The organism is Stutzerimonas chloritidismutans, assembly GCF_051486945.1.
GTDB classification, from domain to species: Bacteria; Pseudomonadota; Gammaproteobacteria; order Pseudomonadales; family Pseudomonadaceae; genus Stutzerimonas; species Stutzerimonas chloritidismutans_B.
Window position 1 is genome coordinate 298,496 of the sequence record NZ_JAHVDX010000004.1, and the last position, 21,782, is coordinate 320,277.

Below are 21,782 nucleotides of genomic sequence, written 5' to 3' on the forward strand. Positions count from 1 at the left end.
AACTGCCTTCGTTTCAGGACATCCATGGCCACCGCCGATCTGCGCAAGGGTTACCTGCTGGGTCTGACGACCTTCAGCATCTGGGGCCTGTTTCCGCTGTACTTCAAATCCATCGAGCAGTACGCGGCACTTGAGATCGTCACCCAGCGGGCGATCTGGTCTGCGCTGTTCGGCACCTTGGTGCTGATGATCTGGCGCCACCGCGGCTGGTGGCAGGAACTGCTCGCCCATCCCAAGCGAATCGGCGTGCTGATGATTTCCAGCGTACTGATCGCCAGCAATTGGCTGATCTACGTCTGGGCGGTCAACCACGAGCACATGCTCGAGGCGAGCCTCGGCTACTACATCAATCCGCTGGTCAACGTGCTGCTCGGGCTGATCGTTCTGCGTGAACGGCTGCGCCCGTTGCAATGGCTCGCGGTCGGCATGGCGGCAGCCGGCGTCTCGCTGCAGCTGATCACCCTCGGCGACTTCCCCTGGGTGTCGATCGCCCTGGCGCTGAGTTTCGGCAGCTATGGCCTGCTGCGCAAACAGGCGCCGGTTGCGGCACTGCCCGGTTTGGTAGTGGAAACTTGGCTGCTACTACCGGTCGCCCTTGGCTGGTTGTTTTTCTTTGGCAGCGGGCCCAGCACCGAATGGGACTTTTGGACGACGCCCGAGTCACTCTGGCTGGTGGCGGCCGGCCCGGTAACGTTAGTCCCGCTGCTGTGCTTCAACGCCGCCGCCCGGCACCTGCCCTACTCGACGCTGGGCTTTCTGCAGTACATCACCCCGACCCTGCTGCTGATCCTGGCCGTTTGGATGTTCAACGAACCCTTCCCGGCCGACCGCCAGGTGGCGTTCATTTGCATCTGGGCCGGCCTGGCCGTCTACAGCTACGACATCTGGCGGACGCTGCGCAAAAGCCCTGCGCGCTAAGGCGAGTCAGCCCGCCGGCTGCAGTTTGAGCTCCACCATCAGGTCATCGGCCAGCGTTTCCAGGTGGCCCTGAAGCTCGTCCAGTGACAGCTCGGCGGGCACAGCGAGCAGCGCGTCGGCGTGGAACAGCAGCTCGTTGGTCATCGGCGCCGGCAACACGTCGGTGTCCAGGCTTTCGAGATTGACGCCGTGGCTGGCCAACAGCCGTGTGATGTCGCGGACGATGCCGGTGCGGTCGTTACCCACCAACTGCAGCTGAATCATCCGCCAGCTACGCTCGGGCGCATCCCCGCTGGCCGCGACCAACACTCGGATGCCCTGCTGCTCCAGGCCGTGTAGCGCCTCGATCAGCCCAGCGTGCGCCGCAACCGGCACCGCCACCCGCAGGATGCCGGCAAACTGCCCGGCCATCCGCGACATGCGGCTCTCCAGCCAGTTGCCGCCGTGCTCGCTGATGCACTTGGCGACGCGCTCGACCAGCCCGGGCTGATCCTCGGCAATGACAGTAAGTACGAGATGGTCCATCGGTGGCTCCTCTTCGTGTAGGCCCGGCGATCGACCGAGCCACTCAAGTATGGCCGGCAAGCCTCTGGGCCGCCCGCGCCAGGCAAACGACAAACTACCGCGTTCGGCGCCCGGATGCCCGCCTGATCCGCCTCGGCAATGCGCTGATGGACGCAAATCGGCTGTCAATTCGGCGGACTGATTTTCCAAACGGCTTCATGTAGTATCCGGCGACCCGAACTACAAGAAACCAATCGTCCGTTTCGGATTGATGAATCAAGTGAGGCGAGAGATGACTGAGCGCGTTGAAGTGGGTGGCCTGCAGGTTGCCAAAGTCCTTTACGATTTCGTGAACAACGAGGCGATTCCCGGCACTGGCGTGGATGCTGATGCCTTCTGGGCCGGCGCTTCCAGCGTCATCCACGACCTGGCGCCGAAGAACCGCGCGCTGCTGGCCAAGCGTGACGACCTGCAAGCACAGATCGATTCCTGGCACCAGGCCCGCGCCGGCCAAGCCCATGACCCGGTGGCCTATAAGGCCTTCCTGCAAGACATCGGCTACCTGCTGCCGGAAGCCGACGATTTCCAGGCCACCACCCAGAACGTCGATGAGGAAATCGCCCGCATGGCCGGCCCCCAGCTGGTCGTGCCGATCATGAATGCGCGCTTCGCCCTGAACGCGGCCAATGCCCGCTGGGGCTCGCTGTATGACGCGCTTTATGGCACCGATGCCATTACCGAAGAAGGCGGCGCGACCAAAGGCCCAGGCTATAACGAGGTTCGCGGCAACAAGGTCATCGCCTACGCACGCGCTTTTCTCGACGAAGCCGCGCCGCTGGAAACCGGCTCGCACGCCGACGCCATCGGCTACCGCATCGAAGGCGGTAAGCTTGCCGTCGCCCTGAAGGACGGCAGCAGCACCGGCCTGCAAAATCCCGCCCAGCTGCGTGGCTTCCAGGGCGATGCTCAGGCGCCAATCGCGGTCCTGCTCAAGCACAACGGCATCCACTTCGAAATCCAGATCGACCCCACCAGCCCCATCGGCCAGACCGATGCCGCTGGCGTGAAGGACGTGCTGATGGAATCGGCCCTGACCACCATCATGGACTGCGAAGACTCCATCGCCGCGGTCGACGCTGACGATAAGACCCTGGTCTACCGCAACTGGCTCGGCCTGATGAAGGGCGACCTGGTCGAGGAGCTGGATAAGGGCGGCAAGCGCATCACCCGCGCCATGAACCCGGACCGCGTCTACACCCAGGCCGACGGCAACGGCGACCTGACCCTGCACGGCCGCTCGCTGCTGTTCATCCGTAACGTTGGCCACCTGATGACCAACGACGCCATCCTCGACAAGGAAGGCAACGAAGTGCCAGAAGGCATCATGGACGGCCTGTTCACCGGCCTAGCCGCGATGCACAACCTCAAGGGCAACACCACCCGCGCCAACAGCCGCACCGGCTCCATGTACATCGTCAAACCAAAGATGCACGGTCCGGAAGAAGTGGCGTTCGCCACCGAGCTGTTCGGCCGCGTCGAGGACGTGCTCGGTCTGCCGCGCAATACGCTGAAGGTCGGCATCATGGACGAGGAGCGCCGCACCACGGTCAACCTCAAGGCCTGTATCAAGGAAGCGCGCGAGCGCGTGGTGTTCATCAACACCGGCTTCCTCGACCGCACCGGTGATGAGATCCACACCTCCATGGAAGCCGGCCCGGTCGTCCGCAAGGCGGCGATGAAGGCTGAAAAGTGGATCGCCTCCTACGAGAACAACAACGTCGACGTCGGCCTGGCTTGCGGCCTGCAAGGCAAGGCTCAGATCGGCAAGGGCATGTGGGCGATGCCCGACCTGATGGCGAGCATGCTCGAGCAGAAGATCGGCCATCCCATGGCTGGCGCCAACACCGCGTGGGTTCCGTCGCCGACCGCGGCCACGCTGCATGCGATGCACTACCACAAGGTCGATGTCTTCACCCGCCAGGCCGAACTGGCCAAGCGCGAGAAGGCGTCGGTCGACGACATCCTTACCATCCCGTTGGCGCCGAGCACCGACTGGAGCGAGGAAGAAAAGCGCAACGAGCTGGACAACAACGCCCAGGGCATCCTCGGCTACGTGGTCCGCTGGATTGACGCCGGCGTCGGTTGCTCCAAGGTGCCGGACATCAACGACATCGCGCTGATGGAAGACCGCGCCACCCTGCGCATTTCCAGCCAGCACATGGCCAACTGGCTGCGCCATGGCGTGGTCACCAAAGACCAGGTCGTCGAAAGCCTCAAGCGCATGGCGCCGGTGGTCGACCGCCAGAACGCCGGTGACCCCACCTACCGCCCACTGGCGCCGGACTTCGACAACAACGTCGCCTTCCAGGCCGCGCTGGAGCTGGTTCTAGAGGGCACCAAGCAGCCCAACGGCTACACCGAGCCGGTCCTGCATCGCCGCCGCCGTGAGTTCAAGGCCAAGAACGGCCTGTAACGCGATCGAAGCCCAGAAAGCCGCCCTTCGGGGCGGTTTTTCTTTGTCTTCGTTTTTCGAGTCCGACGCTCGCCTGCCCGCCCTGGCCTGCTGGCGACTAGACTTACGTCCAATGTGCCACGCCTGACCTGCGGCCCACCATTGGCCGCAAAAAATGGAAGCCAACCATGAGCAAAGCCGATGCGTTCGCCGCTGCAGGCAAGACTGCCGTGCTGCAGAACATCCACGGGACCATGGAATTCCTGCGCAAGTATCCGCCGTTCAATCAGATGGAGCCGGGGCACCTGGCCTATCTGGTGGAGAACTGCCAGCTGCGCTTCTACAGCGCTGGCGACTGCATCATTTCGCCCGATGACGGCGTCGTTGAGCACTTCTATATCGTCAAGCAGGGGCGGGTTCACGGCCAGCGCCCGCACACCAGTAAACGCGGCACCGACACTACATTCGAAGTGATCGTCGGCGAATGCTTTCCGATGGCCGCGTTGATGGGCGAGCGCGCCACCCGCACCGGCCATTTCGCCGCTGAAGACACCTTCTGCTACCTGTTGAACAAGCCGGCGTTCGTCAAGCTCGTCTCCAAATCGGCCTCGTTCCGCGATTTCGCCATGCGCGGCGTCAGCAGCCTGCTGGACCTGGTCAATCAACAGGCGCAGATGCGCGCAGTCGAGAGCTTGGGTGAGCAGTATTCCCTGGAAACACGGGTCGGCGAGCTTGCGTTGCCCCATCCGGTTTCGTGCCAGCCGACGATGCCGCTCGCCGAGGCGGTCGGGCTGATGCATGAAAACAATGTCGGCAGCGTCGTCATCACGGACGAGGCGTTGCATCCCCAGGGCATCTTCACGCTTCGCGATCTACGCCGGGTGATCGGCACCGGCACGACCGACCTGACGGCTCCGATCGCCGGCTTCATGACACACGATCCCTTTCACCTGCCGCCGGACGCGACGGCCTTCGATGCGGCCATCGCGATGACCGAACGTCACATCGCGCATGTCTGCGTGGTCGAGGACGGGCTGCTGCGCGGTGTGATATCCGAACGTGATCTGTTCTCGTTGCAACGGGTCGACCTGGTACATCTGGCGCAGGCGATTTCGCACGCCGATCGCGTCGAAACGCTGGTGATCATTCGCAGCCGCATCCTGCAACTGGTCGACAACATGCTGGCGCACGGCGCCTCGTCGACACAGATCACCCACATCATCACCCTGCTCAACGACCACTCGGTCTGCCGGGTGATCGAGTTGGCCATCGCCGAGCTGGGGCACCCCGGCGTGCCTTTCACCTGGCTGTGCTTCGGCAGCGAAGGCCGCCGCGAGCAGACGCTGCACACTGATCAGGACAACGGCATCCTTTTCGAAGCCGAGGACGCTGCCGAAGCTGCCCATATTCGTGGCCGGCTGTTACCGCTGGCCGAACGCATCAATCGGGATCTGGCGACCTGCGGCTTCACCCTGTGCAAAGGCAACATCATGGCCAGCAACCCGGAGCTGTGCCTGTCGCGCCAGGAATGGCGTCGCCGCTTCGGCACCTTCATCCGCGAAGCGACACCTGAAAACCTGCTTGGCAGCACCATCTTTTTTGACCTGCGCGCAGTGTGGGGCCCCTGCGAAGGCTATGAGCAGCTTCGGGCCTTTCTGTTGAGCGAGATCGCGGATAACCGGCTCTTTCAGCGCATGCTCGCTGAGAACGCGCTGCGCCATCGCCCGCCCGTTGGGCGGTTCCGAGATTTCGTGGTGTCGCGAAAGGGGGATAGCAAGGCGACGCTCGACCTCAAAGTGCAGGGCCTGACTCCATTCGTAGATGGCGCGCGCCTGCTCGCGTTGAGTCACGGCGTAACCACCTGCAACACGCTCGATCGTCTGCGCCAGCTGGTAGCCAGCGGCGTGATCGATGATAAGGATGGCGCGGCCTATGAAGAGGCCTACCATTTCATTCAGCAAACCCGCATGCAGCAGCATCAGCAGCAGGCTCGTCAGGGGCAGCCCTATTCCAACCGTCTCGACCCGGATACGCTCAACCATCTGGATCGCCGCATCCTGCGTGAATCCTTCCGCCAGGCCCAGCGCCTACAGAGCAGCCTAGCGCTTCGCTATCAGTTATGAATATGCCCTGGTTCAAGTTGAATGGTCCGGCCCTGGACCTCGAACAGCTGCAGCGCCGCGACTCGCTGCCTGTGCCCGCTCCGCTCGGCACCTGCGCGCTATGCGAGCAGCGGCTGGTCGTGCTCGACCTGGAAACCAGCGGGCTTGACCTGCGCAAGGACATCGTCCTGTCCATTGGTGCGGTGGTAATCGAGGAAGGCGGCATCGACCTGGGCAATCAGTTCGAATCCACCCTGCTGCGCCCGTCGCAGAAGGTCAGCGAAAGCGTGCTGATCCACGGTATCGCCCCAAGCGAGCTCGAGGCGGGCGATGACCCGGCGGAGGCTCTGCTCGACTTCATGGAGTTCGTCGGTGAGAGTCCGATCCTGGCCTTCCACGCCCCGTTCGACCAACGCATGCTGACCCGGGCATTGAAGAAAACCCTGGGCTACAAGCTGCGCCACCCCTTTCTCGACGTGGCCGAACTGGCGCCGATGCTCTGCCCGGACAACCGCCCGCGGCAGAACGGGCTGGATGACTGGTGTGCGCATTTCGGCCTGCACGTGATGCAGCGCCACCACGCCAGCGCGGATGCCCTGGCGACGGCCGAACTGGCACTTATCCTCTTCAGCAAGGCGCACCGGCAAGGTGTCGACAGCCTGCAGACCTTGACCCAGCGCCTGGCCAACTGGCGGCAACGGCAGCAGGCGAACTTCATGTAGGCCTAGCCGGCGCGGCTCGACTTTCTCCTCCCCGGAAACGAAAACGGCGCCCACCCTAGTCAGGATGAGCGCCGCAATCGCGCGTGGGCTGACGCCCACGCAACCGTCGCTACGTTACTGGCCGGTTTCGCAGAGCGCCCTATACAAGGGGCCCGCTGCATCCAATGTGGTCAGGCTGTCGGCCTTCGCCTCGCCAGCATCATTGAGCTGAAACATCGCGTGCTCAGTGCAGATCGCTTGGTAGGGCGCACTCTTCACTGTCGATATCAAGTGCTCCTTCTCGAAGCGATACAGGACGAACCGCGCCACACGCCCCTGCGGCGTGTCCTGAATCTGGGCGTTGGCCTTGTCCAGCACCGTGTACGCCATCGGCATGGGGTAGGCCAATGTCCACGGCCGCCACAGCATACTGCCGTCTTCGCTGGATACCACGACCGCGCCTTCCGGTAGCCGTGCTTGCTTGGCGTCGAACCAGCTGTACTCGTAATAGACGGTATAGCCGAGCATGCCCAGGCCGGCAAAGACTGGAATGATCCACTTCGGCAGCCGCTTTCGAGTCAGAGAGCGCAACAGCAATGCGATCCCTGCCCCCGCCACAGCGGCGACAATTGCAGCGATGAGATGCCAGATCATAAAAACAGCTTCCTTAAAAAAGTCGGGCTTCCAGATGGAAGCCCGACTTTACTTCGGTGTCAGGCCAGGCCTGACGGTTGGCGCATTATCAGTTAGTGATCAAGCGCAGCACCAGCACCCTTGGGCGTACGGACGCTCTCGACCAGGTCCTGAATCTCCTGCGGCGGAGCCTGGGTAGCCATCGAGACGGCGTAGGCGACCGCGAAGTTCAGGATGGCGCCCACGGCACCGAAGGCCTGCGGGGAGATGCCCATCCACCACTGATCCGGCGTGTTGGCGAGGCTGTTGGTGCCAGGGATGAAGAACCAGCCCAGGTACAGGAAGATGTACACGGCGGTACTCACCACACCGACCAACATACCGGCGACGGCGCCTGCGCTGTTCACGCGCTTGGAGAAGATACCCATCATCAGCGCCGGGAACAGGCTCGCTGCCGCGAGACCGAACGCCAGGGCCACGACCTGGGCCGCAAAGCCCGGTGGGTTGAGGCCCAGATATGTCGCGAGCAGGATGGCGGCGGTCATGGAGATCCGCGCGGCCAGCATTTCATTCTTCTCGCTGATCTTCGGATTGATGAGTGTCTTGATCAGGTCGTGACTGATGGCCGAGGAAATCGCCAACAGCAGACCCGCGGCAGTGGACAGTGCAGCAGCGATCGCACCCGCAGCGATCAGACCGATGACCCAGCCCGGCAGGTTGGCGATTTCCGGGTTGGCCAGAACGATGATGTCATTGTTCACGGTCAGCTCGTTGCCGTTCCAGCCACGCTCTTGAGCGGTCGGAGTGAAGGTAGCGTTCGTGTCGTTGTACATCTGCACCCGACCATCGCTGTTCTTGTCTTCCCACTTGATCAGGCCGGTACGCTCCCACGTCTGCACCCATTCCGGACGATCTTCGTAGCGGATCGCTTCGGCGGTGGGGCCTTCTGGGTAAATGGTCTGGACCAGGTTCAGGCGCGCCATGGAGGCAACGGCCGGAGCGGTCAGGTACAGCAGGGCGATGAAGATCAGCGTCCAGCCGGCAGACCAACGGGCGTCAGCCACCTTCGGTACGGTGAAGAAGCGGATGATGACGTGCGGCAGACCAGCGGTACCGATCATCAGCGACAGGGTGAACAGGAACATGTTCAGCTTGTTGTCGATGTCAGCGGTGTAGGCCGTGAAACCAAGATCAGTGACAACCTGGTTCAGCTTCTCGAGCAGCGGCATACCGGACTCGGTGTGCGTGCCGAACATGCCGAACATCGGGATCGGGTTGCCGGTCAGTTGCATGGCGATGAACACCGCCGGGATGGTGTAGGCAATGATCAGTACGATGTACTGAGCCACCTGGGTGTAGGTGATACCCTTCATCCCGCCGAACACGGCGTAGGCGAACACGATCGCGGCGGCAATCCAGATACCGGCGGAATTGCTCACTTCCAGGAAGCGAGAGAACGCCACACCCGCACCGGCCATTTGGCCGATTACGTAGGTCACGGAAATCAGGATCAGGCAGACAACAGCAACCAGGCGTGCGCCACGACTGTAGAAACGGTCGCCGATGAAGTCCGGTACGGTGAACTTGCCGAACTTGCGCAGGTAAGGCGCAAGCAGCATGGCCAGCAGCACGTAGCCACCAGTCCAGCCCATGAGGTAGACGGAGGTGGCATAACCGCCGGAGGCGATGATACCGGCCATGGAAATGAAGGACGCTGCGGACATCCAGTCGGCTGCGGTCGCCATCCCGTTGGTCACGGGGTGAACGCCACCACCGGCGACGTAGAACTCTTTAGTCGATCCAGCGCGAGCCCAGACCGCGATCCCGATATAGAGCAGGAACGAGGCGCCCACGAACAGCATATTGATCCAATACTGGCTCATTCTGGTTACTCCTCAACCCCGAATTCCTTGTCCAATTTGTTCAGCCGCCACGCGTAGTGGAAGATGATCAAAATGAACGTAATGATGGAACCCTGTTGAGCGAACCAGAACCCCAGGTCAGTCCCCCCGACCGGGATACCCGCCAGCAAAGGGCGCAGAAGAATGGCGAAGCCATAAGAGACAAGAGCCCATACCACCAGGCTCCACGTGATAAGGCGAACATTCGCCTTCCAGTACGCAGCAGCATTTGTTTTGTCGTCGCCGTCGGCCATGACGTTCTCCGTCTTATTGTTATTACAGAGTGATGGAAACCACAGCCTGAATTTAGCAAGGTTGCGCACTCGAAAGTAAGCCCCGACTTTAGTCTGACAAGCGCTCTGGATCGCATGCCGAGCGGCCTTGCAGAGCCCTGCGAAGGCCCGCTTCTTGGCCGGCCCGAACGCGCTTGGAACGCCAAGCCAGGCGCGACTTGGCGGTCACGCCCCGAACCGTTGGCCAGGCAGTAGCGGCCTGGCCTCGAAAAGGCGCAGGTGTCGATGATCCATAAATAGAAAACATGTCGAATCAGCGGCGGCAACGCAATTCGGGATAACACTTCACAGAGCACGTTAATTTAATATCGTGACAATTAAACTTTACACCTAAATATTTGAATAAATTACAAGCCACTCAAACTAAACGATGCTTTTTCGTAAAACACCATTCACGTATAAGCGCGCGCGGGCCGATGACTAATTGGAGCCAATGAACCACCCGCACAAAGGTGCAAGTGGTTTCAAACTGCCAATAAGCTCAGCAGGCGGGGCGGCCCGCGGTGTATTTCTGGGCGGGATCGATTGCGGCTTCGAGGTCTCGGATAGCCGTGGCGCCGATCAGCAGCGGGTAGCGGAAGTGGCTGCGATCGGTCAGGTTGACTTCGGCTTCGCGTAGCTGATCGCCAATGCATAGCTGCATCTCGACCACTGGCCGCTCGGCCACGTCGGGGCCGCGCTCGGCATCGGTGTCATCATCGGGATCGGCCTTTTCCTCGGCGCGCGTCTTGATCTCGGCAATGCGTGCCAGCCGGTGCTCGAACAGGGTGTCGTCCGCACCTTCGACGGCCAAGCGAAATCTCACCCAGTCTTCGCCATCACGCTCGAATCGCTCGATGTCCCGCGCCGACAGGGAGGCAGTCATCGCGCCGGTATCCATCTTGGCCTTGAGTGTCTTGCCAAGGTCTTCGATCTTGACCTGTTCATATCGACCGAACAGGGTTGGCTCAGCGGCCATGGCGGGAAGGGTCAACGCACTCAACAGCAACAACAAACGGGACAAAATCGCCTCCTGATTCAGTATTGACCTTCCGTGGGACCGACCGTCGCCACCATCCGTTCCGCCCGCGCTGCCGGGGTTCAGGCGGCACGCCTCGAGACCACCCGCCTGTTAGACTGCGCGTCACTTTTTTACGCAGACCACGACCGTGCCCAGTACAGCCTTCGCCACTCTTCCCCTCAGCCCCGCCACGCTGGCCAATCTGGATGCGCTCGGCTACGCCGAGATGACGCCAATTCAGGCGCAAAGCCTGCCGGTCATGCTCAAGGGCATGGACCTCATCGCGCAGGCCAAGACCGGCAGCGGCAAGACGGCCGCCTTCGGGATCGCATTGCTGGAGCCGCTCAACCCGCGCTATTTCGGCTGCCAGGCACTGGTGCTGTGCCCGACGCGTGAGCTGGCTGATCAGGTCGCCAAGGAACTGCGCCGGCTGGCACGTGCGGCAGACAACATCAAGATTCTCACCCTTTGCGGCGGCGTCTCTATCGGCCCGCAGATCGGCTCGCTGGAACACGGCGCCCACGTGATCGTCGGCACACCGGGGCGCGTCCAGGAACACTTGAAAAAGGGCTCCCTCAAACTCGACGGCCTTAACAAGCTGGTCCTAGACGAAGCCGACCGCATGCTCGACATGGGGTTCTATGACGCCATTGCCGAGATCATCGGGCAGACCCCAAGCAAGCGGCAGACACTGCTGTTTTCGGCGACCTACCCCGCCGGGATCAAGCAGCTGGCATCGACCTTCATGCGAGACCCACAGCAGGTCAAGGTCGAAGCCCTGCATGACGATGCGCAGATCGAGCAGCGCTTCTACGAAATCGATCCCGTGGATCGCATGCAAGCGGTCATTCGTGTCCTTGCGAGCTTCCGCCCGGAGACCTGCGTAGCCTTCTGCTTTACCAAACAGCAATGCCAGGAACTGGTTGATGCCCTTACGGCAAAAGGCATCTCGGCCATGGCATTGAACGGCGACCTGGAACAGCGCGACCGCGACCAGGTGCTCGCCATGTTTGCCAACCGCAGCCTTTCGGTATTGGTCGCCACCGATGTGGCCGCCCGGGGCCTCGATATCGACGCGCTGGATATGGTGATCAACGTCGAGTTGGCACGCGATTCAGAGATTCACATTCACCGCGTGGGGCGTACCGGTCGGGCCGGCAAGAAAGGCATCGCTATCAGCCTCGTCGCCCCGGCCGAAGCCCACCGCGCCCAGGCCATCGAGGATCGACAAAAGGCACCGCTCAACTGGCAGCCGTTGAGCGAACTGAAAGCCCAGCCAGGGGAGCCGCTGCAGCCGCCCATGGTTACGCTGTGCATCGGCGCCGGCCGCAAGGACAAGCTGAGGCCCGGCGACATCCTCGGTGCGCTGACGGGCGATGCGGGAATTCCCGGCAACCAGGTCGGCAAGATTGCGATCTTCGATTTCCAAGCGTTCGTTGCCGTCGAGCGAGCGGTCGCCAAGCAGGCTTTGAATCGCCTCAATGCGGGCAAGATCAAGGGACGCTCGCTGAAAGTTCGCACGCTTTAAGTCAGTCGAGAATTAACGAGCCTGCCGGGTCCTCGTGCAGGCTCGCTGCGAAACGGATTGCCCGTTCCGTAGAGCGGTTCGCCTCGTTCTAGGCATCGAAGCGAGCGGCGAGCCGGACGACATCCTTGTCGCTCGGTTCGCCAAAGCGTGGGTTACAGAGAGCCGCGCGCCCAGGGACCCCAGATCGCGAAGGTGATGCCCGGGGTCTGGATGTTGACGAACAGGAAGTGCCCGGTCGGGTCGAAGCAGGCACCGCAGAATTCGCGGTTGCGGTAGTCGCCACCGGAGACCTTCTTGCCCGCCGCAGCGGCCTGGACGTCATCGAAGACCACATTGTTCTTGGCAAAAATGTAGGCCTCGCCCGCGTCTGTCAGGCCCAGCAGTCGTTCACCGAAACCGTACATATCCTGCACGCCGCCACCGTCTTCGCAGAGCAGCACGCCGCCTCGCGGGCTGACTGTGACGTTATCCGGGTTATTGGCAATCTCCGCGTCGGTCGAGGCGAAGATGCAGGTCAGGCGATCGGTCGCCAGATCATGCACCCACACCGCGCCGCGCCCGTAGCCAGCGCGGCCCTGAGCGTCGGTGCCGGCGCTGGTGTCGACGATGTAGAGCTTGCCTTCACTGAACCAGATGCCTTCGCCGCGGCTCATGCTCAGCCCGCCAGAACGACGCGACTGGGCGAACGGGCCGCTGCCTTCGGGCTGCGGTTCGAGGTCCGGGTTCGCGATTTCGACCCACTCGAGCTGGTAGCTGTCACCCTGGCTGGGTGCGTGCAGGTCGACCAGGTCGCGGTTGCGTACCCGCGCGGCCTGGAGAATACCGCCAGCGGCCAGCGAACCTGGCTGCTGGCTGGCATCGGTGGGGATATAGCGGTAGTAGCCCGCGCGGTTGCGGGCATCTTCGGTCAGGTAAACATAGCTGTTGCGCGGGTCGACGGCGACCGCTTCGTGGGCGAAGCGCCCCATTTGCACGATCGGCTGGCCGGTGGTCAGCGCCGGGTCAGCGGTAACTTCGAAGACATAGCCGTGCGCACGACCACCCACGCTGCTGTAGTCGGCTGTGGTTTCCTCGCAAGACAGCCAGGTACCCCAGGGCGTGACGCCACCCGCACAATTGGTGCGAGTGCCACCCAGGCTGGGCACGGTGCGCACCGGCTGGTCGATGCCGCGAGAGAAATACAGGTTGGTAGTGCCGCCGGCCGGGCGCTGGCCATTCGACAAGGTGACACCGTCATAGATGCCGTTGGCTTCGATCAGGTTGCCGGTGCCGGCTTCATGGTTGCGTACCAGCACGATTTCCGGGCCTTTGGCGCCGCGGCGCACGCCGATGACCCCCATCCCGTCGTGAGAGGTGGGTACTGGTTGGCCGTTCTCCATCATGTCGCCGGTCCAGGAGAAGCTCTTGTACTGGAAACCGTCTGGCAGCTGCAGCAGTTGAAGGCCTGTAGACAGGTCCCGCGTCGGGCGCAGCGGGCCGTAGCTGCTGCGCACGACGCCAGCGTTGCGGCCCTGGGCATTGCGCGCGGCGAAGGCCTGCAACGTACCGAGGAACGGGGTGGTAGCGACTACAGCGGCAACGGCGCCACCCTTGAGCAGATTGCGGCGGCTGGCATCATGTTCACGGTTCATGCGGTGTCCTCTGTTTATAAGTTTGGTGGGAGGGGCGGCATGAATGAAGCCAGTCAAATACGGCTATTCGATGAACATGCGGTTTCGTTCCGGTGATACGGGACCAACGGTCGGTATAAGCTTTGCTGCGTTCGTCGTGACGCCGTCATCTGAACCGCGTCCAATCCGTTTCTCCATCAGCCGCCCGGACCCTCCCATGCGTTCACCCTCGCTCAGCCACTCCCTGCGGCGCCTCTGGGCACAGGACAAGTTCGGCTACAGCCTGCGGGTCGCCATCGCGCTCGCCTCGAGCATGGGCCTCAGCTGGTATATGGCCGAGCCATCGATGGTCATTCCGCTGTTCCTGGGGATCATCGCAAGCGCCCTGGCGGAAACCGACGACAGCTGGCTGGGCCGGTTGTCCGCGCTGCTGGTAACACTGTTCTGCTTCAGTATCGCGGCCGTGTCGGTGAAATTGCTGTTCCCCTACCCTTTGCTGTTCGCCGCCGCCATGGCTGGGGCCACGTTCTGCCTGGTGATGCTGGGCGCGCTCGGTGAGCGCTATGCGACCATCGCGCAGGCAACGCTCATCCTCTCCATCTACAGCATGATCGCCGCCGACCAGCGCGGCGGCGAGGTGCTTCACCCCTGGCGAGATCCGCTGCTGCTGCTCGCTGGGGCAGCCTGGTACGGTCTGCTATCGATCGCCTGGAACGCTCTTTTCGCCCATCAGCCGGTGCAGCACAGCCTGGCCCGTCTCTATCGCGAGCTGGGCCAGTACTTCAAGTTGAAGGCCGCGCTGTTCGAGCCGGTGCGCCAGCTGGATGTAGAAGAGCGGCGCCTGGAGCTTGCCCGGCAGAACGGCCGTGTCGTCAGTGCGCTGAACGCGACGAAGGAAACCTTGCTGCACCGCCTGGGTAACGGCCGCCCGGGCGTGCGCATCAACCACTACCTGAAGCTGTACTTCCTCGCACAAGACCTTCACGAGCGGGTCAGCTCGTCGCACTATCCCTATCAGGCTCTGGCCGAGGCGTTCTTTCACAGTGACGTGCTGTTTCGCTGCGGCCGCCTGCTGCGCCTGCAAAGCGTCGCCTGTGCCGAGCTGGCCGGGGCCGTCCAGCTGCGTCAGCCTTTTCGTTACAGCGAGGCGAATGCCCAGGCGCTGGCGGATCTGGAGGCCTCCCTCGAGCACCTGCGCTTGCAGAGCAACCCGGCCTGGCGCGGGCTGCTGCGGTCGCTACGTGCGCTTTCCGGCAACCTCGCCAACATGCAGCGCCAGCTGGCGAGCGCGAGCAATCCCGATGCGCTCGAAGGTGAGCAGGACAGCAGCCTGCTCGATCGCGACCCACAATCGCTGCGCGACGCGCTCGGCCGTATCCGCCTGCAATTGACGCCCACCTCACTGCTGTTTCGCCACGCCCTGCGCATGAGCGTCGCCCTGCTGGCTGGCTATGCGGTGCTGCACACCATCCACCCGGAACAGGGCTACTGGGTGCTGCTGACGACCGTTTTCGTCTGCCAGCCGAACTACGGCGCGACGCGGATCAAGCTGGTGCAGCGCATTACCGGAACGGCACTTGGGCTGGGCGTCGGCTGGGCGCTGTTCGATCTCTTCCCCAGCCAGCAAGTGCAAGCGCTGTTCGCGGTGATCGCCGGCGTGGTGTTCTTCGCCACGCGCAGCAGCCGCTACACCTTGGCAACCGCGGCGATCACTCTGTTGGTGCTGTTCTGCTTCAATCAGGTTGGCGACGGGTATGGCCTGTTCTGGCCGCGCCTGATCGATACGCTATTGGGTAGCCTGATCGCCGCCGCAGCGGTGTTTCTCATCCTGCCGGATTGGCAAGGGCGACGGCTCAACCAGGTGGTGGCGAACACGCTCGCCCGCAGTGCCGACTACCTGCGGCAGATCATGGCGCAGTACGAGAGCGGCAAGCGCGACGACCTCGCGTACCGCCTGGCCCGGCGTAATGCGCACAACGCCGATGCGGCGCTGTCGACCACACTGGCGAACATGTTGCTCGAGCCTGGCCATTTTAGGAAGGAGGCCGAAACCGGCTTCCGGTTCCTGATCCTCTCGCACACGTTGCTCAATTACCTCTCGGGCCTGGGCGCCCATCGCGAAAGCCTGCCGGACGATGCCCGCGACGAGCTGCTCGAGGATGCCGCGGCGCGCCTGGCCGGTAGCCTGGATGAACTGGCGAAGGCGCTGCAGGAGAACCAGACGGTCGCCGTCTACAGCGAGGCGGAGGAAGCGCTGGCCCAACAATTGGAGCAAGCGCCGGAAGAGATGGATGACGCACACCGGTTGTTGCAGACGCAACTCGGCCTCATCTGCCGACAACTCGCACCCTTGCGAGGTATGGTCGCCCACCTTCTACGCCAAGCGCCGCCGTAGCGTCAAGGCAGCTGTGCCGGCACCGGAAGGCCGTGGCGAGCGAAAATCGCCGCGTAAGTGCCGTCTTCAAGCATCTCGCCCATCTCATGGTTGAACGCCTCGATGATCTGCGCCTGATATGGATGGTTTTTGCGCACCACGAGCGACAGGTCCAGCGCGAGATATTCGCCGGGGAGAAAACTCAGCTGATCGCTGACATCCGCCAGTTCGCGATCGAAATGAAACTGCGCAGTGCGTTCATCCTCGAGGGTCAAATCCACGCGGCCCGCCACGAGCATGCGCGCCGCCTGCAGGAAGTTGGTGGTGTAGCCGATGCTCAGTCGAGCGTTGTGGGTCAGCTCCTCACCGTAGGCATAGCCGCGGTTCAGAGCGATAGCGTAGCCCTCCAGGCTGTGGAGTCCGTCCGCCGGGACGTCGTCCTCGGCACGCTGTACCCATCGCATGCGGTTGGTCAGGAAGGGGCGGGATACGGCTGTGAAACGAGCGCGGCTTTCGGACGGCCACCCATTGATAAGGTCGTAACTCCCGCTTTCCAGACCCCGCAATGCCCGCTCCCATGGCACTTCGGTATAGCGCACCTCATAACCGGCCCGCCCCAGTGCAGTCGTGATCAAATCCACGGACAGGCCGGAATGAAGCAGCCTCTGATCCGTATACGGCGGCCAGGCATTGCCCGCCAAACGCAGCACCTCGGCAGTTACCGAGGTGCTGCCCAGCAATGCAATGAGCAACAGCACCTGCATTTTTACCCTCACGCCGAAACCTCATGGCAAATGGCCGCTCTCATGAGCAAAGCACATGAAGCGGCGTTGAAGCAGTCGATCCGCTAGCCGGCTCGCGCCGTTGCTGCAGTTGTACTGAGCCCGGAGTACCATGCCGCGTTTTCCAGACCTGACCGAGGTGGCCGTGTTGCAAACGGATGTGGTGATCATAGGCGCGGGCGCGGCAGGTCTGATGTGCGCGTTCACGGCGGCCGCCCGTGGGCGCGGGGTGCTGCTGCTCGACCACGCGAACAAGGCCGGCAAGAAAATTCTCATGTCCGGCGGCGGTCGCTGCAATTTCACCAACCTCTACACCGAGCCGGCCAATTTCCTTTCCGGCAACTCGCACTTCTGCAAGTCCGCGCTGGCCCGTTACACCCAATGGGACTTCATCGACCTGGTCAGCCGCCACGGCATCCCGTATCACGAAAAGAAACTCGGCCAGCTGTTCTGCGACAACAAGGCCAGCGACATCCTCGGCATGCTGCTCGATGAGTGTCGCCAGGCCGATGTCGACCTGCGCCTGGATACAGCGGTGACCGGCATCGAGCAGGCTGCGGACGGGTTCCATCTGCAGAGCGACGTCGGCGAAGTTGCTTGCCAGTCGCTGGTGATCGCCACCGGTGGATTGTCGATCCCGACGTTGGGGGCGACTGGCTTCGGGTATCAGGTGGCGCGGCAGTTTGGCCACAACGTGCTGCCGACCCGTGCCGGGCTGGTTCCTTTCACGATCACCGAACCGCAGCTCAAAGCCATGTGCGAAGCGCTGTCCGGGACCTCCGTTGAGGACTGCCTGGTAAGCTGCAACGGTCAGAGCTTTCGCGAGAACATCCTTTTCACCCACCGCGGTCTCTCTGGCCCAGCCATCCTGCAGGTGTCGTCCTATTGGCGGCCGGGCGATACCGTGGAAATCAACCTCCTGCCCCACCTCGACCTGCCCACCTGGCTCGACTCGCAGCGCCAGGAGCGGCCGAACACTGAGCTGAAGACGCTGCTGGGCGAATTGTTCACGCGCAAGATGGCCACACTGCTGGCCGAATACTGGTTTGAGTCGCGGCCGCTGAAGCAGTACACCAAGGCGGAGCTCGACGCCGTTGCCGGTCAGCTCGCCTGCTGGCAATTGGTGCCGGCAGGCACGGAGGGTTACCGCACCGCGGAAGTTACGCTGGGCGGGGTGGACACACGTGAGGTGTCGTCGAAAACAATGGAATCGCAAAAAGCGGCTGGGCTGTATTTCGTAGGCGAGGTGCTGGACGTAACCGGGCACCTCGGCGGCTTCAACTTTCAATGGGCATGGGCGTCGGGCTACGCAGCTGCGCAACACGTCTGAACCTGCTGAAGCCGAATAAGCGCCCGGCCTATTCGTTGGACAGGTTGGACGGCGGCGAAACCTCGCGCGGGCCGGCCGGGTCGGTCGCGGTGTTCTGGAATTCCTGCTGGTTGCGCTCGTTGTTCTCCATTGCGGAACGCTCGTCGTCCGGTGAACAGGCCGCTAGAGCCGCAGCAATGGGTAGCGCCAGTGCGGCAGCATATAAACGCTTAGTCATCTAAATCCTCCTCGGATTGAGGTGCGGCGGCTGCGACACCTCATGCGGTGAGCGGTTACTGGGCTGCGCCCGTTCCGGTACCGGTGGTGTTCGGCGCAGTACCTGCCCCAGACTGGGTGCCTAAGCCACTGCCGTTGTCGGCGGGAGCGGTCTCCACATCACCCGCCGCTTCCGTGCCTGCGTTGATCCCCGTGGTGCTACCGGTGCTGGTTTCCGGGCTGGCGTTGGCGCCGGAGCCGGTGGTACCGGAATTGCTTGGCGGGGTGCCAGTGGCCGGAGCGGCGGGCTGCTCGGTGGTCGGCTGCGGCGGTGTCGCCTCACGCTCACGTTCTTCGTCCGGGCCGCAACCAACAAGTAGCAGGCCTAGAAGAGGGGCAGACAAGTAAGCAAGACGCATGGAAACCTCCAACAGAAATAATCGAGCCGGCGTCTGAGCCGGCAGCGTTCGGATCGATCGATCCTCTGTGAAAGTTGACCGTGCGACAGTGTTTGAGTGCCCGCCCTGCTGGCGCCGTCCGCCCGACGGTCCCTCGGGGCTAGGGCAGCACCTCTTCCACGCCACGACGCTCGTTCAGCGATCCGAAGCGCACCTGCAGCTCGCCGGCGGTGCAGGGCTGGGCGAACAGATAGCCCTGCGCATAGCCGCAACGCTCCTCGCCAAGAAACCTGAGCTGCGCGACCTGTTCCACGCCTTCGGCCACCACGGTCAACCCGAGGCTATGGCCGAGGCCGATAATGGCTCGGCTGATCACCGCAGCGTCCGCATCGTCCGGGACGCCGGCGATGAAGCTGCGATCGACCTTGAGGATGTGCAGCGGGAAGCGTTTGAGATAGCCGAGCGAGCAATAACCGGTACCGAAGTCGTCCAGCGCCAGACGCACGCCGAGGTCGGCGATGCCATGCAGCGCGGCGAGCATTTCGTCGCACTGCTGCATCAGCAGCGTCTCGGTGATCTCCAGTACGAGATGGGCCGGTGACAGCCCGGTCTCCTCCAAGACCCGGGCGAGGCGGCGCGTGAAGTCCGGCTGCTGCAACTGGCGAGTCGACAAATTGACCGAGCAGTGCAGGTCGGGCTGCCCTTCGGCCTGCCAGCGGCGCACCTGTGTACAGGCCTCGCGGAGCACCCACTCGCCCACCCGAACGATCTCGCGCGACTCTTCAAGGATCGGGATGAACTCTTGCGGGCCCACCAGTCGCCCGTCATGGCACCAGCGCAGCAGGGCTTCGACACCTGCCAGGTATGGCCGACCGTCCACGATGCGGCAAATCGGCTGGTAATGCAGCGCGAACTCGCCCCGTGCGAGCGCGGGGGCCAGGGCGCTTTCCAGTTCGAGTCGGCGCTGCGCGGTGCTCTGCAGACCGTCGTGATAGAGCGCGAACTGGTCTTTGCCGGCACCCTTGGCGCGATAAAGCGCAAGGTCCGCAGCCTGCAGAGCGTCCAGCGGCTTGCCGTCGCGCTGCAGCGGCGCGATGCCAATGCTCGCACTCAATGAGAGGGTGCGTTCGCCAATCATCAAAGGGCGACGCAAGGCGTTGAGCATTCGCTGAGCGACCCGCTCGGCATCGCTTGCGCAGGCCAGGTCGCCAAGCAATGCGACGAACTCGTCGCCGCCGAATCGCGCCAGATGGTCGCCCGGGCGAATGCAACAGGCCAGCCGCTTGGCCACTTCCACCAGCACCTGATCGCCGACGCGATGGCCAAGGCTGTCGTTGATCAATTTGAAACGATCCAGATCGACGAACAGTAATGCCGATGCCCGGGTGCCACCGCGCTGCTGCAGTGCCTTGAGCAGCTCGTCCAGGTGTAGCCGATTGGCCAGGCCGGTGAGTGAATCATGTCGAGCGGCGTGCTGCAGGCAGCTCTCGGCGACCTTGCGCGCGCTGATATTGGTCTGCGAGCCAGCCATGCGCCGCCCACTGCGTGCCGATTGCTCGACCACGCCGCGCACCAGCACCCAGAGGTAATCGCCGCACTGGGTGCGGATGCGGTATTCGTGGGCCAGCGCGTTGGTCCAGCCATTCAGGTGCGCGCTGATGGACTCCCGCAGGCCGGCCAGGTCGTCGGGGTGGACGCGAGAGAACCAGCTATCGCTGGTGTATTTCGCCGCTGCCGGTATACCGAGCATGGCCGTCCAACGCTCGGACAGGTAGAGCTGGTCATCGTCGATGTGCCAGTCCCAGATGCCGTCTTCGGTGCCGCGCAGGGCTCGCGCCAGCCGCGCCTCGCTGTCTTCGAGCGTTTTGCGCTGCGCCATGGTGTAGGTGTCGATCGCCAGAATCATGTCGAAGAAGACGACCTTGAGCAGGCTGTCGAACGCTTCACGCCCGGGCGCGTCGCCGATCAGCGACGCGGCCATTTCGCCTAGGTAGAGTCGATAGGCGCCCATATACCATTCGAGGTCTACCCCGACGCGCTGGTGCACCAGCCCGACAAGCAGGCGGTCGTCCACGTAGCTGCGCTCGTAGGGCCCACTCCAAAGCCGATGGTAATACTCCTGCTGCTTGCGCTTGAGACGAGCCAGGCGCTGTGGGTCGGACAGCAACCCGGCCGGCACGTCGAATCGGCCCATGTGTTCGTATAGCCGCTCGATAAACTGCTGATGCGCCTGTTCAACCGCCGCTGCGTGGCCGTTGAGGCGCTGCGTGTCGGCTTCGTTCCATTGCAGAAAGCGCTTGCGCGTTTCTATGGTCTCGGCATCGAGACCCATGCGATCGAGCACCGCCTTTATTTTGTTGTCCATGGCCACCCCGTCGAACCGCTGCTACCGCCTGTAGGCGACCAGCCATGTGACCAGACACCAACAGATAGCACTAAGCCATTAAGCGTGGCAGCACGGCGGGACTGGATTATTGATACAGGTCAGCGGGATGTAGCGAGGTCGGCGAGCGCCGAAATCAGGCGGGGCAACTGCAACAATCGGGCGGGTCAAGCGAGACCCGCCCAGGCATTCACGCCGCGTTGCGTGCGTTGAACTCTTTCTTCAGGCGGGTCTTGAGCTCAGCCATCTGCTGGCCCATCTCTTCGAGCTTGCTCTTGTCGAACAACTCGCGCGCCTGCGGGAACATTTCCTCTTCCTCTTCCTCGATGTGGTGTTCGAGCAGCTCCTTGCACACTTTCACGCGGCCCGTGAATTCGTAGCTCGCCGGATCGGTTGCTTTCAGGTCAGGCAAGACCAGCGCATCGACGGTCCGATGCTCTTCCTTGGCCTCGTGAAACATCCGCAGCTCCTCCTTGCCGCCGGCTTCCTTGTAGGCCGGGTAGAGAATCTGTTCTTCGATCTGGGTGTGGATGGAGACTTCCATTTCCAGCTTCTGCAGCAGCTCGGTACGCGTCTTGACGGCGCGTTCGGTGCTGTCGCTCAGGCGGGACAGGATGTCTTTGAGGGTCTCGTGGTCTTCGATCAACAGGTCGATGGCATTCATGCGGGCTTCCTCAT

The 21,782-nt window shown here is 62.8% G+C and carries 18 protein-coding genes; 7 read left to right on the forward strand and 11 right to left on the reverse strand.

Features of this window, described 5'->3' with window-relative positions:
* The first annotated feature begins 24 nt into the window (after window positions 1–24).
* Window positions 25–918 carry an EamA family transporter RarD gene (gene rarD / locus KXR72_RS16795; protein ID WP_437422234.1) on the forward strand — a complete coding sequence of 298 codons (894 nt, stop codon included), beginning with the start codon at window positions 25–27 and terminating at the stop codon, window positions 916–918.
* A gap of 6 nt (window positions 919–924) precedes the next feature.
* On the opposite strand, the gene KXR72_RS16800 is transcribed toward rarD, so the two are convergent.
* Entirely contained in the window at window positions 925–1,443 is a 519-nt protein-coding gene (locus tag KXR72_RS16800) for a glycine cleavage system protein R (protein ID WP_437422235.1), read from the reverse strand.
* 271 nt (window positions 1,444–1,714) lie between these two features.
* Between KXR72_RS16800 and KXR72_RS16805 the strand changes: the two genes are divergently transcribed.
* The 3 genes from KXR72_RS16805 to KXR72_RS16815 all read left to right on the forward strand — a co-directional run bounded on the left by KXR72_RS16805 (window position 1,715) and on the right by KXR72_RS16815 (window position 6,698).
* Window positions 1,715–3,895 carry a malate synthase G gene (locus KXR72_RS16805; protein ID WP_437422236.1) on the forward strand — a complete coding sequence of 727 codons (2,181 nt, stop codon included), beginning with the start codon at window positions 1,715–1,717 and terminating at the stop codon, window positions 3,893–3,895.
* 167 nt (window positions 3,896–4,062) lie between these two features.
* Complete coding sequence (locus tag KXR72_RS16810) at window positions 4,063–5,997, forward strand: putative nucleotidyltransferase substrate binding domain-containing protein (RefSeq protein WP_437422237.1); 1,935 nt, start codon at window positions 4,063–4,065, stop codon at window positions 5,995–5,997.
* On the forward strand, window positions 5,994–6,698 hold the full coding sequence (locus KXR72_RS16815; protein ID WP_437422238.1) for a 3'-5' exonuclease: 705 nt from the start codon (window positions 5,994–5,996) through the stop codon (window positions 6,696–6,698). The genes KXR72_RS16810 and KXR72_RS16815 overlap by 4 nt, the downstream gene beginning before the upstream one ends.
* Window positions 6,699–6,812: 114 nt before the next feature.
* On the opposite strand, the gene KXR72_RS16820 is transcribed toward KXR72_RS16815, so the two are convergent.
* From KXR72_RS16820 to KXR72_RS16835, 4 genes are all read right to left on the reverse strand, one after another.
* Window positions 6,813–7,331 carry a hypothetical protein gene (locus KXR72_RS16820; protein WP_437422239.1) on the reverse strand — a complete coding sequence of 173 codons (519 nt, stop codon included), beginning with the start codon at window positions 7,329–7,331 and terminating at the stop codon, window positions 6,813–6,815.
* 92 nt (window positions 7,332–7,423) lie between these two features.
* Window positions 7,424–9,193 carry a sodium:solute symporter family protein gene (locus KXR72_RS16825; RefSeq protein WP_437422240.1) on the reverse strand — a complete coding sequence of 590 codons (1,770 nt, stop codon included), beginning with the start codon at window positions 9,191–9,193 and terminating at the stop codon, window positions 7,424–7,426.
* A 5-nt stretch (window positions 9,194–9,198) separates the two neighbouring features.
* A complete protein-coding gene (locus tag KXR72_RS16830) occupies window positions 9,199–9,465 on the reverse strand; it encodes a DUF4212 domain-containing protein (RefSeq protein WP_437422241.1) in 267 nt (88 codons plus the stop codon).
* Window positions 9,466–9,985: 520 nt separating this feature from the next.
* Window positions 9,986–10,507: an ATP-dependent zinc protease family protein gene (locus KXR72_RS16835; RefSeq protein ID WP_437422242.1), complete on the reverse strand. Its 522-nt coding sequence runs from the start codon at window positions 10,505–10,507 to the stop codon at window positions 9,986–9,988.
* Between the two features lie 145 nt (window positions 10,508–10,652).
* Here KXR72_RS16835 and dbpA point away from each other — a divergent pair, with 145 nt between their 5' ends.
* Window positions 10,653–12,032, forward strand: coding sequence for an ATP-dependent RNA helicase DbpA (dbpA, locus tag KXR72_RS16840; RefSeq protein ID WP_437422243.1), 1,380 nt, complete (start codon window positions 10,653–10,655; stop codon window positions 12,030–12,032).
* 152 nt (window positions 12,033–12,184) lie between these two features.
* Here dbpA and KXR72_RS16845 read toward each other — a convergent pair whose 3' ends face one another.
* Window positions 12,185–13,663: a PhoX family protein gene (locus KXR72_RS16845; RefSeq protein WP_437422244.1), complete on the reverse strand. Its 1,479-nt coding sequence runs from the start codon at window positions 13,661–13,663 to the stop codon at window positions 12,185–12,187.
* 196 nt (window positions 13,664–13,859) lie between these two features.
* Between KXR72_RS16845 and yccS the strand changes: the two genes are divergently transcribed.
* Window positions 13,860–16,037 (forward strand): YccS family putative transporter, encoded by a 2,178-nt coding sequence (gene yccS, locus KXR72_RS16850; protein WP_437422245.1) that lies wholly within the window; start codon window positions 13,860–13,862, stop codon window positions 16,035–16,037.
* 2 nt (window positions 16,038–16,039) lie between these two features.
* On the opposite strand, the gene KXR72_RS16855 is transcribed toward yccS, so the two are convergent.
* The gene (locus tag KXR72_RS16855; RefSeq protein WP_437422246.1) at window positions 16,040–16,780 is read right to left on the reverse strand and encodes a substrate-binding periplasmic protein; all 741 of its coding nucleotides are present in this window, start codon (window positions 16,778–16,780) and stop codon (window positions 16,040–16,042) included.
* Window positions 16,781–16,943: 163 nt separating this feature from the next.
* On the opposite strand from KXR72_RS16855, the gene KXR72_RS16860 reads away from it, so the two are divergent.
* Window positions 16,944–18,128, forward strand: a complete 1,185-nt coding sequence (locus KXR72_RS16860; RefSeq protein ID WP_437422512.1) for an NAD(P)/FAD-dependent oxidoreductase — start codon at window positions 16,944–16,946, stop codon at window positions 18,126–18,128.
* 28 nt (window positions 18,129–18,156) lie between these two features.
* Here KXR72_RS16860 and KXR72_RS16865 read toward each other — a convergent pair whose 3' ends face one another.
* From KXR72_RS16865 to KXR72_RS16880, 4 genes are all read right to left on the reverse strand, one after another.
* A complete protein-coding gene (locus tag KXR72_RS16865) occupies window positions 18,157–18,345 on the reverse strand; it encodes a hypothetical protein (protein ID WP_437422247.1) in 189 nt (62 codons plus the stop codon).
* A gap of 55 nt (window positions 18,346–18,400) precedes the next feature.
* Window positions 18,401–18,742: a hypothetical protein gene (locus tag KXR72_RS16870; RefSeq protein ID WP_437422248.1), complete on the reverse strand. Its 342-nt coding sequence runs from the start codon at window positions 18,740–18,742 to the stop codon at window positions 18,401–18,403.
* 139 nt (window positions 18,743–18,881) lie between these two features.
* Window positions 18,882–21,086 carry a putative bifunctional diguanylate cyclase/phosphodiesterase gene (locus KXR72_RS16875; RefSeq protein ID WP_437422249.1) on the reverse strand — a complete coding sequence of 735 codons (2,205 nt, stop codon included), beginning with the start codon at window positions 21,084–21,086 and terminating at the stop codon, window positions 18,882–18,884.
* 208 nt (window positions 21,087–21,294) lie between these two features.
* Window positions 21,295–21,768, reverse strand: a complete 474-nt coding sequence (locus KXR72_RS16880) for a hemerythrin domain-containing protein (protein ID WP_437422250.1) — start codon at window positions 21,766–21,768, stop codon at window positions 21,295–21,297.
* Window positions 21,769–21,782 lie beyond the last annotated feature (14 nt).

Excerpts from the sequence above, each read along its gene's own strand:
- rarD (WP_437422234.1), top strand. The coding sequence starts at position 25 with ATGGCCACCGCCGATCTGCGCAAGGGTTACCTGCTGGGTCTGACGACC.
- KXR72_RS16800 (WP_437422235.1), bottom strand. The coding sequence starts at position 1,443 with ATGGACCATCTCGTACTTACTGTCATTGCCGAGGATCAGCCCGGGCTG.
- KXR72_RS16805 (WP_437422236.1), top strand. The coding sequence starts at position 1,715 with ATGACTGAGCGCGTTGAAGTGGGTGGCCTGCAGGTTGCCAAAGTCCTT.
- KXR72_RS16810 (WP_437422237.1), top strand. The coding sequence starts at position 4,063 with ATGAGCAAAGCCGATGCGTTCGCCGCTGCAGGCAAGACTGCCGTGCTG.
- KXR72_RS16815 (WP_437422238.1), top strand. The coding sequence starts at position 5,994 with ATGAATATGCCCTGGTTCAAGTTGAATGGTCCGGCCCTGGACCTCGAA.
- KXR72_RS16820 (WP_437422239.1), bottom strand. The coding sequence starts at position 7,331 with ATGATCTGGCATCTCATCGCTGCAATTGTCGCCGCTGTGGCGGGGGCA.
- KXR72_RS16825 (WP_437422240.1), bottom strand. The coding sequence starts at position 9,193 with ATGAGCCAGTATTGGATCAATATGCTGTTCGTGGGCGCCTCGTTCCTG.
- KXR72_RS16830 (WP_437422241.1), bottom strand. The coding sequence starts at position 9,465 with ATGGCCGACGGCGACGACAAAACAAATGCTGCTGCGTACTGGAAGGCG.
- KXR72_RS16845 (WP_437422244.1), bottom strand. The coding sequence starts at position 13,663 with ATGAACCGTGAACATGATGCCAGCCGCCGCAATCTGCTCAAGGGTGGC.
- yccS (WP_437422245.1), top strand. The coding sequence starts at position 13,860 with ATGCGTTCACCCTCGCTCAGCCACTCCCTGCGGCGCCTCTGGGCACAG.
- KXR72_RS16855 (WP_437422246.1), bottom strand. The coding sequence starts at position 16,780 with ATGCAGGTGCTGTTGCTCATTGCATTGCTGGGCAGCACCTCGGTAACT.
- KXR72_RS16865 (WP_437422247.1), bottom strand. The coding sequence starts at position 18,345 with ATGACTAAGCGTTTATATGCTGCCGCACTGGCGCTACCCATTGCTGCG.
- KXR72_RS16870 (WP_437422248.1), bottom strand. The coding sequence starts at position 18,742 with ATGCGTCTTGCTTACTTGTCTGCCCCTCTTCTAGGCCTGCTACTTGTT.
- KXR72_RS16875 (WP_437422249.1), bottom strand. The coding sequence starts at position 21,086 with ATGGACAACAAAATAAAGGCGGTGCTCGATCGCATGGGTCTCGATGCC.
- KXR72_RS16880 (WP_437422250.1), bottom strand. The coding sequence starts at position 21,768 with ATGAATGCCATCGACCTGTTGATCGAAGACCACGAGACCCTCAAAGAC.